Source organism: Mesorhizobium sp. B2-4-15 (genome assembly GCF_006658505.1).
Taxonomy (GTDB): Bacteria; Pseudomonadota; Alphaproteobacteria; order Rhizobiales; family Rhizobiaceae; genus Mesorhizobium.
This window is the reverse complement of the sequence record NZ_VFUZ01000037.1, coordinates 16,008-30,624: the sequence shown is the minus strand read 5'-3', so window position 1 is coordinate 30,624 and position 14,617 is coordinate 16,008. Positions and strand designations below refer to the sequence as shown.

Sequence of the window (14,617 nt, the reverse complement as noted above, 5' to 3'; positions counted from 1 at the left end):
GGTCGTGTCGGTCTCGGTCTGCATGGCAGACTGGCGAAGGGCGATGAGTGTCCATGAGATCAAATCCGATGGGTACCGCAACCAGGTGATTAAGAATGAAGATGGGATACGGCTGATCACCAAAAACGGCTACGACTGGACAGGCCGCTATACGATTGCGGCGGCGATGCGACCCCAAGACGCGCTGCTGGCCAAGGCAAACTTGACCGGCCCGCGCCTCCTGCCCAGAGCGTGGGCCAAGCTCAGTCAGCCAATGCGATGCGTTCGGAACATCTCCGCTATCGCCAAGTTCGGAAGATGGATCGTCAGTCCTTCAACGGTCCTTTGGGCGACGCCCCCGTCGGCGGGCGGACTGGCGGGGCGTCGTTCGCTTGCGGGGCACTCCAGGTATGCTGCGAACTCAGCGCTAGGACTGACGCTCTTTCGGGACGTCTCGCTTTAGCAGTTCAGCGAGCACGGCAGACGCTTCTCGGAGCAGCGCGATCACGTCCTCCTCTTTCATTGATTGAAGGTGGTCAGCGGCAGTCGAAAGCTCGTAGACCATCTCCAACCCACGCGTGTGGAGTTGCATGGCTCCCTCCTCGGTTCGCTTGTTCCGGCTTCCGACCAACTTGCGCCGTCACCATCAAATAAGATGCGGAACCTTTTTGAGCAAAATACATTTTTTGGGCTCAAAATTCGTAGGGAGGCGCTAGCATGAAACGCCGATCGATCGACAAGGAGAAGATTGCAAGAGCGGACCGCGAATCCAGGGCAATCCAAGACGCGGAACGGCAAGCGCGTGATGCAAAGACGGCTAAGCTGAAAGAGATGCGTATTCAGCGGGAATCGGGACGTACCGAAAATCAGTCGAAGCTAAATTCGTGGATTATGCGCTGACTTTCATCGACGACACGAAACCAACGTGGTTGTCTGGCTCCAGGTGATACAGGCCGATCAACGACATGTTTTAACGCCTCGACGGCGGTTGCACTTTGGCGAGATGGGCTCGCACGACCTCGCCGTTTTCCATTTCCTCGATGTGATACGTCGGCATGGCGGCCTCTAGTCCTCGAATTTAGGAAAAGAACTTGCGGAGACGCGAAATGTTTCCCCGCACCGGCTAAAGAGGCGGCGGACCAGATGCAGGCCTCGGATCCTCAGGTCTCCATCTCCAACGGCTCGTGCTCGGGCCTGGTGCCGGTGGCCATAAGTTCTCGATAGGCCTGACACGAGAACCAGTAGTCAGGACCACGGCCGGCAAAATGTGCCTCAAGCGCACAGGCGGCTGCGGCAGTCGCTGCTTCTGAACCATAGATCTCGATGCAGGCAGCGATTACGCGGTCTGGATCGGCGAGTTCCGCAATCGTCAATCTTAATCGGATCGTTCGTTCTCAACGCGTGCCATCGCAAAGCTCCCGGAGTTGGAGCCGCAAGGTAGCTCGTCAGAGTGAGCGGGCTGGCACGCAAGAAGGAGGCAGACGACTTGGCAGGGGGAATGTGGGGCGCCAAGTCGTCTGCTTCAGGCAACGTCAGCGGCTTGAGGCGCACTAGCGCTGTGGGGGTGCACCGGAGAGGGTGCCGGTTCACGCTATGCCTAGGGGCGGCGCTCACAATGCGATTGCCGGCACATGGTGAATGGGGCGTTCCGCAGGGCGGATCATCCAGTAATTAGTCCCCCACAGAGCTTGAAACTAATGCATTGCCCTATTTGATACTCCATATCAGAAATGTGATACGATTCCTGAAATGGGAAAAAGGGCGAAGCACAAAGCAAAGCAGACGATTATTGCACTACCGTTAGATGACGAGGTTCAGACGGAAGCCGCCTATTATGCCCGCATGTGCGGGATTACTCCAGAAGAAGCTTTGCGAATCATCGAAGCGGCCAATCCTCCGAGGTCGACCAAGGGCGCTACGGCTGGAAAGCGCGGGTCCGGTCGGTAGGCCTCCAACAGCGGGCTTTTCTCTTCTGAGGACGTGAGAGAACCGTCCCCTGAGACGCTCAGTCGTAGACGATCTGACTGCGCGATCCGTCCAACGTGATGAAGCCGACGTGCCGCCGGTCATGATAGAAGTCGCACGGAGGAAGTCCGCTCATGGCGGAGAACAGCCGAGGCTCAGTACAGAATCCGCGATTGCTCGATTGCCTGCCGCAACCTGCGCATGCCTGCCTCCGTCTGCACCTTGTTGCAGGCGGCGTAGCCGAGCACCAAACCGTTGCCTGAGGTCGACCAGTAATATTTGGATAGCGGCGAGGCGTTGACGCCGAGACGGTCGGCGGCCTCGACGACCGCGCGGTCGTCGCAATCTGCCGGCAGATGCGCGACGAGCTGGATGCCGGCTTCGGCCGGTGAGAGCGTCACGTTGGCGGGAAGCTCCGCCGCGAACAGATCCTGAAACAGCTTGCGGCGCTCGGCATAAATGCGGCGCATGCGCTTTAGGTGCCGGCTCATATGGCCTTCGTCGATGAAGTCGGCGAGTGCGGCCTGCAGCACCAGCGGAGCGAATTGGCCGGTGGTGCTCAGCGCATGCGGAATGCCCTCGCAGAGCGCCGGCGGCAGCACCATGAAGCCCAGCCTGAGCGCCGGGAACAGCAGTTTGGCGAAGGTGCCGACATAGATAACGCGTTCGGCGTAATCCATGCTCTGGATCGCCGGAACCGGTCGTCCCTGGAAGCGGTACTCGCCGTCGAAATCGTCCTCGACGATCCAGGAATTGTGGCGCTCGGCGATCTCGAACAGGCGCAGCCGCTGATCCATGCGCATGGTGGTGCCAAGCGGATGCTGGCAGGCCGGCGTCACATAGATCAGCCGCGGCGCGATCTCGGGTGGGTTCATCTGCCAGCCGTCGCCGTCTACGGTAAGCGGCAGAATATTGCCGCCGGCAACCGTGAAGGTCGCCCTGGCGGCGTAGTAGCCCGGCTCCTCCAGCCACACCGTGTCACCGGGGTCGAGCAGCAGTCTGGCAAGCAGGTCGAATGCAGCCTGGGCGCCGGTGGTCACCACGATCTGCTCAGGCAGGCAGCGCACACCGCGCGCCGACACCAGATAGCTCGCGATCGCCTCCTTCAGCGCCGGCAGGCCGGTGACGTGATAGGTGCCGAACAGCATGTCGGCGCCGAAGGTGGCGCGGCGCGCCAAGAGCCGCCCCCACACCCCGAACGGGAAATTTTGCGCGTCTGGCATGCCGGGGTGGAAGGCGAAGCGGCCGGGCGCACCGTGGTGGAAGGGCTGCCGCATCATGCTCTCGCCGCGCATCGATAGTGGATGGCGGATGGCGGTCGCGGACGCGGACGCGCTGCGCCTGTCGCTCCCGGGCGAATTGGCCGGCAGGTCGACGACGATGGCGCGCGCGCCGGGCCGGCTAGTGAGATACCCCTCCGTCGTCAGCTGGTCGTAGGCACCGACGATGGTATTGCGGGCAAGGCCGAGATCATCAGCCAACGCGCGGGTGGAGGGCAACTCCGATCCTGGTGCCAGCCGCTTGTCGCGGATCATCGCGGCGATCTGCCGATAGAGCTGGCGCTGGATCGGCTCGGCCACGGTGCGCTCGATCAGCAGCGCCTCCATCGGAAAGGCCTGGCGCCTGCGCCTCGACATCTGCATCGGCAACACCCCGGACAAGAAGGAAGGGCAAGCTTAGCCGACGATGGCGGCAAGCGAAACTGGCACCTTCACTTCCGCCCAAACTGGCCCTCGCGATGGATACAGATTGGCGCTTAGATGCAAAGAAAAACGGGAACAGCGCGCCAGACATGCCGCCTGCAGAGCGTCCACTGCCCGGGTGGAGCGCCATTGCTGCGGAAGCTTGCGCCAGCGGGAGATACGATGGCCGTCAAGCTGGGCATCAACCCCATCACGTGGACAAATGACGACGTGCCCGAACTGGGCGGCGACACGCCGCTTGAGGTTTGCCTGTCCGAAACCAGCCAGGCCGGCTATGCCGGCACCGAGCTCGGCGGCAAATTCCCGAAGCAAAGCGAGGCTTTGAAGGCGGCGCTCAAGCCCTACAGCCTCGAACTCATCTCCGGCTGGTATGATGGCCGCATCTGCGAAAAAGAGGTCGAGGAAGAGTTCGACGCCATCTTGCCGCATCTGACGCTGCTGCGCGACCTCGGCGCCAAGCACGTCGTCTATGCCGACACCTCGCGCGGCCGTCACGGCGCCATCCATGACCGGATCTCGCAGCGCCCGAAACTCGCCGACGATGAATGGCAGGCCTATGGCGCCAAGATTACCCGGCTTGCCGAACGCTTCGCCGATTTTGGCGTCAGGATGGCTTTCCACCATCACATGGGCACCATCATTGAGACCGACGAGGAGATCGGCAGGCTGATGGCGGGGTCGGGCGAGGCGGTCGGCCTGCTCTACGACACCGGCCATTGCGCCTTCTCCGGCGGCGATCCCGAAAGCCTGCTGCGTCGGCACATCGGCCGCGTCGTCCACGTCCATTGCAAGGATGTCCGACCCGAGATGCTGAAGCGGGCGCGGGCCGCCGACATGAGCTTCATGGGCGCGGTGATGGAAGGCATCTTCACCGTGCCGGGCGATGGCGGGATCGACTATGCGACGCTGCTCAAGGTGCTGGCCGACAATGGCTATGCCGGCTGGCTGGTCGTGGAAGCCGAGCAGGATCCGGCCAGGGCGCATCCGCTGACTTACGCAACGATGGGCTATCGCAATCTGCGCGAGCTGGCGCGCAAGGCCGGCTTCACGGTCGACGAACGGAAGGGCTGAGGCACAAGCGGGGGCGCCGGAGGGCGATGAGTTCGGTCCTGTATAGAAAGGTGGTCAAGAATTTCGGCGCACTCAATGTGCTGCGATCACTCGACCTCGCCGTGCCGGATCACAAATTCCTCGCGCTCCTCGGCCCATCGGGCTGCGGCAAGACGACGGCGCTGCGCATCCTCGCCGGGCTGGACATGCCGACCTCGGGCAAAGTCTTCATCGGCGAGCGCGACGTCACTCGCCTCCAGCCGCGCGACCGCGACATCGCCATGGTCTTCCAGAGCTACGCGCTCTACCCGCAGATGACGGTCGCCGAGAACATCGGCTATCCGCTGTGGATCCGCGGCACGCCGGACACCGCGCGCAAGGCCAAGATCGGCGAGGTCGCCGCCATCCTCGAAATCGGTCACCTGCTCGACCGCCGGCCGCGCCAACTCTCCGGCGGGCAGCGGCAGCGGGTCGCGCTGGCGCGGGCGATCGTCAGGGATCCGGCAGCCTTCCTCATGGACGAGCCTTTGTCCAATCTCGATGCGCGACTGCGGCTCACCATGCGCGGCGAGATCAAGCGCCTCTGCCAGCGCCTCAGCGCCACTACCATCTACGTCACCCACGATCAGGTCGAGGCGCTGACCATGGCCGACCTCGTCGGCGTCATGCATGGCGGCGACCTTCAGCAAATGGCGCCGCCCATCGACATCTACGACCGACCGGCCAACCGCTTTGTCGCCACTTTCGTCGGCAATCCGCCGATGAACATTCTGCCGGTCACGCTGGCCGAGCAAGGCGTGATGGCGGGCGGAAGGATCGTGCCGCTGGCGCGAGCGCGACTCACCGCATGCCGCCTGGCCGAGATCGTCGAGATCGGCTTGCGCCCGGAAGACTGCAGCATCGCCCAGCCTGGTGCGCCGGGCGCACTGCCGGGCGAGATCTACGTGGTCGAGCCGATGGGCAACGAGACGCTGGTCAATGTGCGGCTCGACGGCGGCAATGTCTCGGTGCGTGCCGGCCGCGATTTCAGGGGTTCGGTGGGCGAAAACATCAGCGTCGCCTTCGATGCGGCGAACGCCTGTCTCTTCAATTCGGCCGGCCTCACCGCCGTCCAAAGGGTCAACAGTAACGGGAGAGAGAAATGACGCGTTCCAGCAGAAGCAGACTTACTCGCCGCTCCGTCATCAAGGGCGGCCTCGGCCTGGCGCTCGCCACCACGGCCCTCACCACACTCGGCCTGCCAATGCCGGCCAAGGCTGCCGGCAAGAAGGTCATCATCGGCGCCTTCGCCGATGGCGGGCTGACACCATTCAAGCAGAAGATCATCCCCCAAGCCAAGGAGGCCGGCTTCGACATCGAGTTCCTCGAGGACGAATACGGCGTGACCCTGGAGAAGTGGTTCGCCGACGCCCAGAGCGGCGCCGGCCAGTATGACCTCTATCTGCTCGACGATCCCTGGGTGCCGCAGTTCGGCGCCGCCAACGTGCTCGAGGATCTCGGCGCCGAAGGCGTCGACGGGGCCGACAAGGACTGGATCGTCTCGATGATCGACATGGGCTACTGGCCGCCGCAGGAAGGGCCCCGCGTCAAGGGTTTCGAAGGCGCCAAACCGACGCTGATCTGTGTGCCTTTCGTTGGTGATCTGCAGACGCTCACCTACCGCAACGACGTCTACACGGACGGCGCGCCGAAAACCTGGGACGAGGTGATCGCCAAGGGCAAGGAAGGTGTGGCGGCCGGCAAGATCAAATATCCGGTCGTCTTCCGTGGCGTCTCCGGCAATCCGATCGTCACCAGCTGGTATCCGGTCTTCCTGTCGTTCGGCGGCTCCTTCTTCGACGACAAGTGGAACCCGATCTTCAATTCCCCGGAAGGCAAGGCATCGGCCGATTTCTTCGTCGGCACGATGAAGCAGAACGCGCCGAGCGGCGTGGTCGAGTTCGACTCTGACCAGGAAGGTGCGGCGATCCTCGGCGGCGATGCCGGTGCCATCATCCAGTATTCCGGCAATGCCTTGAAGGCCGACGATCCGGCTCAGACCAAGGTGGCGGGCAAGCTCGATTTCGGCGTCGTGCCGAAGCAGGAGAAGGCGATCGCCCAGATGGGCATCTTCATCGCCGGCGTGCCGAAATCGGCGCCCAACAAGGCGAACGCGATCGAATTCCTGAAGTGGTACACCAGCGCCGACATCCAGGCCAAGCTCTCGGAAGCGGGCTCGATCCCGGTCAAGCGCAGCGCCTTCGGCATCGCCAAACCAGGCAACCGGCTGATCCCTATTGCCTTGCAGCAGCTCGATGCCGGCGCGCTGCCCCGGCCGCGCACACCGGATTGGGCGAAGGTCGAAGAACTGCTCGGCATCGAGCTCAACAAGGCGCTGCAGGCCGGTTCCGGCGGCGGTGCCTCGCTCGACACGGCCGCCAAGCAGGTCAAGGACTACCTGGCCACAGCCGGTTACTACTGATGAAAAGCGCAACGCAGGCGCCCCAATATCGCTTGCAGGGGGCGGGGCTCGACCTCGCCCTCCCATATCTCATGCTGGCTCCGGGCCTGACGATCGTGCTGGGCGTGCTTGTCTATCCGCTGTGGGACGGTCTCAGGGCCAGCACCAGAGCCTACCGCTACGGCTCGCCGGTCGCCGACGTCGGTATCCAGAACTATGTGCGCCTGTGGAGCGACGCGCAGTTCCTTAACGCGCTCTGGGTCACGGTGAAATTCGTCGCGCTGTCGGTGTCCGTGGAGGCGGTGCTCGGCTTTGCGCTGGCTCTGTTCTGCCTGCGCGAGTTTCGCGGCATTCGCCTTTTGAGGACGGTGCTGATCATCCCAATGGTGATCACGCCGGTTGTTGTCGCCATCGTCTTCCGGCTGATCTACGCCAGCGACGCCGGCATGCTGACGGCGCTGTCCGAGGCCATGGGCGGCGGCGCGGTGCAGATCCTCGGCAACTCGCTCAATGCCTTCATCGGCCTCGTCGTCCTCGACGTCTGGGAATGGACGCCGCTAATGTTCCTGATCCTGCTCGCCGGCCTGCAATCGCTGCCGCACGAGCCGTTCGAGGCCGCGCGCGTCGACGGGGCCGGCGCCTGGCGCGTCTTTGCCGATCTCACCTTCCCGATGATGCGGCCGGTGCTGGCAGTCGCCATCGTGCTCAGGACCATCGATGCCTTCGGCACCTTCGACCAGGTCTTCGTGCTGACCCGTGGCGGACCGGGCGAAGCGACGAGGCTCATTTCGATCTACGGCTACGACACCGCGTTCAAGTTCCAGCAGACCGGCTACGCGGCGGCGTTGTTCGTGACGGTCGGCCTCGTCGTGCTCGGGCTCGCCTTCAGCGCCATCAGGCTCCTGCGCAGGATCGACGCGTCATGAGCTCTCGTGTGACGCGCATCCTCACCACTAGCTTCGTGCTGGCAGTCGTGCTGCTGCCGATTTACTGGCTGGTCTCGACCTCGCTGAAGTCCAACCGGGAGATCACGCAGGAAGGCACGCTCTACCCGCATGTACCGACGCTCGACAATTACGTCAGGCTGTTCACCGAAAAGCAGTTCGGCTCCTACCTCGCCAATTCGCTGGTGGTGACCTTCTTCTCAGTTGCGATCGCGCTGGTCGTTGGCGCCATGGGTGCCTATGCGATCGCCCGCTTTCGCCTGCCTTTCGCCATGGAGCGCAAGGTCGGCCTGTTCCTGCTAACGCTGCGCATCATCCCGCCGGTCGTCATCCTGATCCCGGTCTATCTGCTGATGCTCAGCCTAGGCCTGCTTGACACCTGGCTGGGGCTGATCGCCACCTACACTGCCTTCAACGTCACCTTCTGCGTCTGGATGATGGAGAGCTTTTTCCGCGAAATCCCCGTTGATCTCGAGGAGGCGGCGATGGTCGACGGCGATTCCCGCTTCGGCGCCTTTCGCCGCATCACGCTGCCGCTGGCGGCTCCCGGGCTCGCAGCCACCGCGATCTTCGCCGTGCTGGTCACCTTCAACGAATTCCTCTTTGCGCTGGCACTGACGGCGACGCCTAGGGCGATGACCATGCCGCGCGGAACCGCGACGCTGATCGGCCGCATCGACACCGACTGGGCCTCGATGGCGGCCGCCGGCGTCATCGGCGCGCTGCCGATCGTCTTCTTCGCGCTTCTGGTGCAGCGGCACCTGGTGCGCGGACTGACCATGGGCGCCGTCAAATGAACCATGAATTGGCCGTCTCGCAAGAGAGACGGCTCGACAGGAAAGTCGAAGCATGATGGATGTCTGTCTGTTCGGGGTGGGGCTGATCGGCCGCGTGCACGCGGGCAACCTCACGCGCCACCCAAAAGTGCGGCTGCGCTACATCATCGATCCCAATCGTGAGGCCGCAGGCACGATTGCGGCCATCACAGGCGCCGAGATCGCCGACACCGACACAGTCATGAACGACCCGGCGGTGAGAATGGTGTTCATTGCCTCGGCGACGCGCACACATGCCGAGCTTGCCATTGCGGCAGCGGCGAAGGGGAAGGCGATCTTCTGCGAGAAGCCGATCGACCTCGACCTCATGCGCACGGATGAATGCCTGGCGGCGGTCGAGAAGGCCGGCGTGCCGTTCCAGATCGGCTTCAACCGACGTTTCGACCCGAGCTTCCGGGCGCTGAAGGAGCGCCTTGTCGCCGGCGAGATCGGCGCTGTCGAGCAGGTCATCATCACCAGCCGCGACCCCGAACCCGAAACCGAGGAAGCGCTGGCCGGGGGTGGGGGCGTCTTCCGCGAGATGACCATCCACGACTTCGACATGGCGCGCAATCTCCTGGGCGAGGAACCAGTCGAACTCTTTGCCACCGGCTCTTCGCTGGTGGCGCCGCAATACAGCAAGCTCGGCGACTACGACACCGCGATGTTCATCCTGCGGACTGCATCGGGCCGGCAGTGCCACATCAATAACAGCGTGCGCGCCGCCTACGGCTACGACCAGCGCATCGAGGTGCATGGCACCGACGGCATGCTGCAAGCCGGTAACCGCCTGCCGACCTCGGTCGAGATGTCCGGCGTCAACGGCATATCGCGCGACAAACCGTACTATTTCTTCGTCGAGCGCTACGGCGAATCCTACGCCGCCGAGATCGACCATTTCATCTCTTGCGTCGAGACGGGCAGGAAGCCCGATGTCACCGCGAGCGACGGCCGAAAGGCGATGATCCTTTGCGAGGCAGCGCTTGCCTCCGCCAAGTCCGGCAGGTTCGAGCCGGTCGGGCTCTGATCGAGCGTTGCAGGATACCAGGAGCGTTCCATGAAGATTGGCATGATCACCGACAGCCTGGGAAACCTCTCCTTCGACGAGATGCTCGCCGCCTCGGCCGAGCTTGGGCTGGAGACGCTAGAGTTCGCCTGCGGCAACTGGTCGTCGGCGCCGCACATCGATCTCCAGGCGATGCTGGGCAGCGCCACGACGCGTAGCGAGTTCGTCGCCAAGGTCAGGGATCATGGGCTGACGATCGCGGCGCTCAACTGCTCCGGCAATCCGCTGCATCCGGGACCGCAGGGCAGGAAGCACCATCAGGTGACAGAGGATACAATCCGGCTGGCGAGCCTGATGGGGATCGACCGCGTGGTCATGATGTCGGGCCTGCCCGGCGGCCCGGGCGATGCCAACCCGAACTGGATCATCACCGACTGGCCGCCCGAATGCGCCGACATCCAGCGCTACCAGTGGGACGATTGCATTATTCCCTACTGGCGCGACCTGGTGAAGTTCTCGAATGATCTCGGCATCCGCAAGCTCTGCCTCGAACTGCACGGCTATCAGGCCGTCTACAACGTCCAGACACTGCTCCGGCTTCGCGACGCCGTCGGCGTAACCGTCGGCGCCAACTACGATCCGAGCCATCCGATGTGGATGGGCGCCGACCCCATTGCCGCCGTGCGCAAGCTCGGCTCGGCGATCTACTATGTCCATGCCAAGGACACGCGGGTCGAACCGATTCCCGCCGGCATAGATGGCGTGCTCGATGCGCGTCCGCCGACGCTCTATGCCGAACGCGCCTGGAACTACATCACGCTGGGTTACGGCCACGGCGAGACCTGGTGGCGGCAGTTCTGCACCGCGCTGAAGCAGGCCGGCTATGACGATGTGCTCTCCATCGAGCACGAGGACATGATGTTGTCGCCGATGGAAGGCATGCGCAAATCCGTGGCGCTGCTGCGCAACGTGGCGATTAACCTGGCCTGAAGCGAGGACCTGCCGAGGTTCGGGTTGAGAGAGGGTTTGCCCGTTGCCGGTCCTGCGCAATTCCACGAGATCGATCTGTGCGACGCCAACCCTTACGCTCGCCACCCGCGATGCAAACAAGCGACGCCGAGGATGAAGACCGGCCAGGGCAAACTGAGGAAGCCCGTAAAGAAGGATCAGGCCGGCGGCCAGTGCGGTCACGCCAGTTCCAACCGAAAACCGCCGTGCATCAACGGTCCGGCGGCGGCAAGGACGAGCGCGCAAAATCTGCCGCAGCATTCGCGGGTTTGCGATGGCAGATGTAGCCGTGATGCGCAAACTGGAAGGGATCGCCGCAAATGGTCGTGGTCGCAAGATGTTGTGACGCTGACCTGAGGCTGTGAGCCGACGGCCGCTTCCTCAGTCGCAATTGCCGGCCGATCGGTTGCGGGACATGCGGAACAATGCGGGAAGACTTCTAAGTTTGGCCAGGTGCCGTGTTGCACGGTAATGCGCACATTGCAGCGAAATGAACGGCTTCACGATGCTCAAGTGCAGCGCCTCGGCCGCCGGCCCAGGGAACGGTTTCCAGCCTCACGGGTTAAATCGTCATGCAACAGATCAACGACACCAAAAAGCGGGTTAAGCAGTTCGATGAGAGGGAGCGGCAAAGCCTCATCCGGATCAAAGAAACTCAGGAACTCATCGAGCAGAACCGCCGGCTGACAGAGAGGTCCCGTGAAATCCTTGCGCGCGCGTCCGAACTGGCCGCCGCGCTCGGCAGGCACTAACGATCGGACTTGAGAAAGCTCGAATCATCGCCGCATCTTCTTTGGCGTGATCTCCTTGATTCGCACCTTGTCGCCAATCGCCTTGGCCATGGGCTCGGCCGCTCACCTTCGAGCCGGATCTTGTCGCCAGGTTTGGCTTTCGGGTCGAGGATGGAATAGGGGAAGTGATTGCCGGTGATGTTCAGCGCACCGCATTCGCCGATCCGCTTTCGCACCGTGGCCGTGATGGCGACAACATCGCCGATGTCTATTTCCCGCGCCATGTTGAGATTCTGGCGCGCCATCTTTCTTAGTCAAGTGATCGCTAATCACCGCCTCAGAGGTATCGGCCACCGGGGAAGCGCTGGCGACGACATCTTTCAAGCTCAACACCGAATGCGCCATGGATTGTGACGGTGCCGTTCGCAGGGATCTGGCGACAAACGTTGGGCGGGCCCGGCCGCTGGTGGGGTGTTCGCGGGGGGGACGCAGCAACCAGGCCCTAACCGGCCATTCGTCACGGTCGGCTGCCTAAACGTGCACCCTGCGGCCTCACGTTCAATGTCCATTCGGATGATGTGAGATCGGCTCTTGAGTGCGATATTGGCTCGCGACGGCCATCAGCAAGTTTCCCTCTCGGGCGCAATTGCCCGCTCAACTCTCCAGCTGGGCGGGCGCTTTCTTCCGATTTCTCCTCCGTTCCGTTTTGGGTCATCCAACATGGCATCCGAATTGCTGCCCTCAGCTTTGCCAGCTCTGATGGCTGGAAACCGGCCCGTTCGTACCGGGGCGTGGGCTCGCTGGGTCGGGGCAAGGGGTTTGCTCAGCGAGCCTTTTGGCGCAGCGCGACAGTGCGGAGGGTGGGGCACATGCGGGACTTGCCAACGAACGTTGACGTCGACGCTGTGATCGCAGTCGGTCAGTACCTTGATGATCACAGCAAGACCACTCCAGTGTCTATTTCAGACGCGATCAGGGTCATTCGCAAACGGGCAAAAACGCGTCTCTCCGATTTCGACTTAGAGCAATTGATCGTCGAAAGCGCGGGGACGCGGCACCTGGGCCTTCTGCTGGACACTCACGACGACTGAGCATTTGTGGTCGGACATCGCTACTCCTACAGGTATCGATCGCCCTGGGCGCGATGTTCGAGGCAAAACCAATGCGACGATTGCAGCGGCCGGGCGAAGCCGAAGGGGGCACGTTTGCCGCATCCTGGGTGCTCGCAAACGTGGTTCTCTATGCGCCCCCGTTCCCGCGCCGCCGCCATGCCATCTGCGAGTTTGATAGGCTCGTCGCTCACCGACAGGCTCTGCGGGTCGCCCGTGGTGCACCCAGCTGATCGAGCTTCTGCTGCAAATGACCATTCAGCACCATCATCTCCTTCAGCGCTTTCATGACGTCGCCCTTGTGAAAGGCGACGAACTTGTCGGCCGCCGCCTGTAGCGCTGCCTCCTGCCGACTGTCGAGCCTGACAATGTGGTCCATTGCATGCCTCCTAAAAGAGAGATCCTTGCGCCGGCTGCTGTGGGAACTTGATCTGCGTCGCCGGCTTCTCGACAATGATCAGCGCGTCATCCGGCGCGGTGCGCTGAAGCTCCTTCGCTTCCGGCCAGGGCGCGGTAAGCCAGGTTTCGATCTCTTCCTGCATGGTCAGGATGACCGGCATGGCCTTTTCGTGAATCGGGGCGACGAGCGCGTTGGGCTTCGTGGTCATGAAGCCATAGAGCTCGAAATCACCAGGGCCGTCCTTGACCTTGCGGATACCCTGCCATTGCGTCCATATGCCGGCGAAGAAGAAGAGCGGCTTGTCTTGGCTGCGGGCGAACCAGACATTGCGCTGGATGCCTGTTTCCGGGTCTTTGTCGCCGGGTGTAGGGGAGGGCTCGGCAAAACTGGTGACGGGGACGACGCACCGATGCTCAACGCCGACATATCGCTGCCAGTGTCCGTATTGCGGGTTGCGGATGTTGGTGGTGCCGTAATCCGCTTTTCCCTTCACGCGCTCCGGCGGCGTCGGCATGCCCCACAGCAGATTGGCAAGCTCGCGTTGGCCGTCCTGCGCGTTGCGCACCACTGGGCCGGGCTGGTTGGGGTAGAGGTCGACTGACGGTTGCAAATTGCCCGCGATGTCGCGCATGGCCCGCGTGAGCTGGCGGATCGCTTCCTGGCTGGTGGTGATGTTGTAGAGGTTGCACATCTCGTTGCCCCTAGTATCGCAGGCTCTCGGGGACGCTCAGCGGCCCAAGTTCCAGAATGCGCTCGTATTCGCCGGTTCGGCGCCAGACGCCCATTGCTCGGCCGTTCTCGCGGTCCTTGGCTGGATCGAATATGATGCCGCCGAAGTGGTCAAGAAACGCTTTTGCATCGGCCTGATTTGCGAAGCAGTGCAGCCGCCATTCTTCATATTTGCCATCAGGCCAGATCGCCTGCACGCGCCGAATTTGAGGCGCGGCGCTCATCTTATCGCAGAACCTTGCGATCCTTGTGAAGTTCCGTTCGGTGCAGATGTCGTCGGGCAACGCAACCTGGTGCGGCCATCTGCGATCGATGATCGACGGCGTCGGGATCGAGCGGGTGCGCTTGACCACGCCTAGACCAGTTCCAGCATCAGATAATTGCCAGGCTTTTCCAGCCAGCAGGCGCAGCACGCGTCGATGGCGGCCTTGTTGGCTTCCATCCAGACTGACGCGGCCTCGTCTTCTTCCTCGCTCATCTGCTCATCGTCTGGGAAGCCTTGGATATCCCAACCTTCAAGGGCAAACATCCCGTCCGCGGCGGCTTCGGCGCTGATACCTGCCCGCGCGAAAACCGCCTCTGCGGCGGCAATGCCATGCGCGATCTCATCGGACGACGCGCCCTCTATGTTCAATCGAAGCTGCATGACTGCCTCCTGTGGCCATCCTGCCTGCAGCAGTGAACAAAATGAGAACACGAGAGTCAATAGGCTCTTGACGGAACAGGAATATGTTCCTT

The 14,617-nt window shown here is 62.7% G+C and carries 17 protein-coding genes; 11 read left to right on the top strand and 6 right to left on the bottom strand.

The annotated features are described in order from the left end of the window. Window positions 1–406: 406 nt before the first annotated feature. A complete protein-coding gene (locus tag FJ930_RS30185) occupies window positions 407–571 on the bottom strand; it encodes a hypothetical protein (RefSeq protein WP_181176589.1) in 165 nt (54 codons plus the stop codon). A 125-nt stretch (window positions 572–696) separates the two neighbouring features. Between FJ930_RS30185 and FJ930_RS27940 the strand changes: the two genes are divergently transcribed. Beyond that, window positions 697–879, top strand: a complete 183-nt coding sequence (locus tag FJ930_RS27940; RefSeq protein ID WP_140749949.1) for a hypothetical protein — start codon at window positions 697–699, stop codon at window positions 877–879. A 1,220-nt stretch (window positions 880–2,099) separates the two neighbouring features. On the opposite strand, the gene FJ930_RS27930 is transcribed toward FJ930_RS27940, so the two are convergent. Beyond that, a complete protein-coding gene (locus tag FJ930_RS27930) occupies window positions 2,100–3,587 on the bottom strand; it encodes a PLP-dependent aminotransferase family protein (RefSeq protein WP_141840917.1) in 1,488 nt (495 codons plus the stop codon). A gap of 222 nt (window positions 3,588–3,809) precedes the next feature. Here FJ930_RS27930 and iolE point away from each other — a divergent pair, with 222 nt between their 5' ends. From iolE to FJ930_RS27885, 10 genes are all read left to right on the top strand, one after another. Further along, a complete protein-coding gene (iolE, locus tag FJ930_RS27925; RefSeq protein ID WP_141840916.1) occupies window positions 3,810–4,718 on the top strand; it encodes a myo-inosose-2 dehydratase in 909 nt (302 codons plus the stop codon). A 26-nt stretch (window positions 4,719–4,744) separates the two neighbouring features. Further along, a complete protein-coding gene (locus FJ930_RS27920; protein WP_140748633.1) occupies window positions 4,745–5,842 on the top strand; it encodes an ABC transporter ATP-binding protein in 1,098 nt (365 codons plus the stop codon). After that, window positions 5,839–7,158 carry an extracellular solute-binding protein gene (locus tag FJ930_RS27915; protein WP_141840915.1) on the top strand — a complete coding sequence of 440 codons (1,320 nt, stop codon included), beginning with the start codon at window positions 5,839–5,841 and terminating at the stop codon, window positions 7,156–7,158. Before FJ930_RS27920 ends, FJ930_RS27915 begins: the two co-directional genes overlap by 4 nt. Next, window positions 7,158–8,063: a sugar ABC transporter permease gene (locus FJ930_RS27910; RefSeq protein WP_141840914.1), complete on the top strand. Its 906-nt coding sequence runs from the start codon at window positions 7,158–7,160 to the stop codon at window positions 8,061–8,063. The genes FJ930_RS27915 and FJ930_RS27910 overlap by 1 nt, the downstream gene beginning before the upstream one ends. Beyond that, entirely contained in the window at window positions 8,060–8,878 is an 819-nt protein-coding gene (locus FJ930_RS27905) for a carbohydrate ABC transporter permease (protein ID WP_140748627.1), read from the top strand. The genes FJ930_RS27910 and FJ930_RS27905 overlap by 4 nt, the downstream gene beginning before the upstream one ends. Before the next feature lie 52 nt (window positions 8,879–8,930). Continuing rightward, window positions 8,931–9,923, top strand: coding sequence for an inositol 2-dehydrogenase (iolG, locus tag FJ930_RS27900; RefSeq protein ID WP_140748625.1), 993 nt, complete (start codon window positions 8,931–8,933; stop codon window positions 9,921–9,923). Window positions 9,924–9,953: 30 nt separating this feature from the next. Next, window positions 9,954–10,892, top strand: coding sequence for a sugar phosphate isomerase/epimerase (locus FJ930_RS27895; RefSeq protein ID WP_140748623.1), 939 nt, complete (start codon window positions 9,954–9,956; stop codon window positions 10,890–10,892). Window positions 10,893–11,482: 590 nt separating this feature from the next. Then, complete coding sequence (locus FJ930_RS27890; protein ID WP_140748621.1) at window positions 11,483–11,662, top strand: hypothetical protein; 180 nt, start codon at window positions 11,483–11,485, stop codon at window positions 11,660–11,662. 164 nt (window positions 11,663–11,826) lie between these two features. After that, window positions 11,827–11,955 (top strand): hypothetical protein, encoded by a 129-nt coding sequence (locus tag FJ930_RS30795; protein WP_281406691.1) that lies wholly within the window; start codon window positions 11,827–11,829, stop codon window positions 11,953–11,955. Between the two features lie 555 nt (window positions 11,956–12,510). Beyond that, window positions 12,511–12,732, top strand: coding sequence for a hypothetical protein (locus FJ930_RS27885; RefSeq protein WP_140748619.1), 222 nt, complete (start codon window positions 12,511–12,513; stop codon window positions 12,730–12,732). Between the two features lie 208 nt (window positions 12,733–12,940). Here FJ930_RS27885 and FJ930_RS27875 read toward each other — a convergent pair whose 3' ends face one another. The 4 genes from FJ930_RS27875 to FJ930_RS27860 are packed head-to-tail and all read right to left on the bottom strand — an operon-like array spanning window position 12,941 to window position 14,585. Continuing rightward, window positions 12,941–13,129, bottom strand: coding sequence for a hypothetical protein (locus FJ930_RS27875; protein WP_140748615.1), 189 nt, complete (start codon window positions 13,127–13,129; stop codon window positions 12,941–12,943). Window positions 13,130–13,139: 10 nt separating this feature from the next. Beyond that, window positions 13,140–13,841, bottom strand: a complete 702-nt coding sequence (locus FJ930_RS27870) for an SOS response-associated peptidase (RefSeq protein WP_141840913.1) — start codon at window positions 13,839–13,841, stop codon at window positions 13,140–13,142. 10 nt (window positions 13,842–13,851) lie between these two features. Next, window positions 13,852–14,292 (bottom strand): hypothetical protein, encoded by a 441-nt coding sequence (locus FJ930_RS27865; RefSeq protein WP_141840912.1) that lies wholly within the window; start codon window positions 14,290–14,292, stop codon window positions 13,852–13,854. Next, window positions 14,235–14,585, bottom strand: coding sequence for a hypothetical protein (locus tag FJ930_RS27860; protein WP_141840911.1), 351 nt, complete (start codon window positions 14,583–14,585; stop codon window positions 14,235–14,237). Before FJ930_RS27860 ends, FJ930_RS27865 begins: the two co-directional genes overlap by 58 nt. Between the last annotated feature and the right edge of the window lie 32 nt (window positions 14,586–14,617).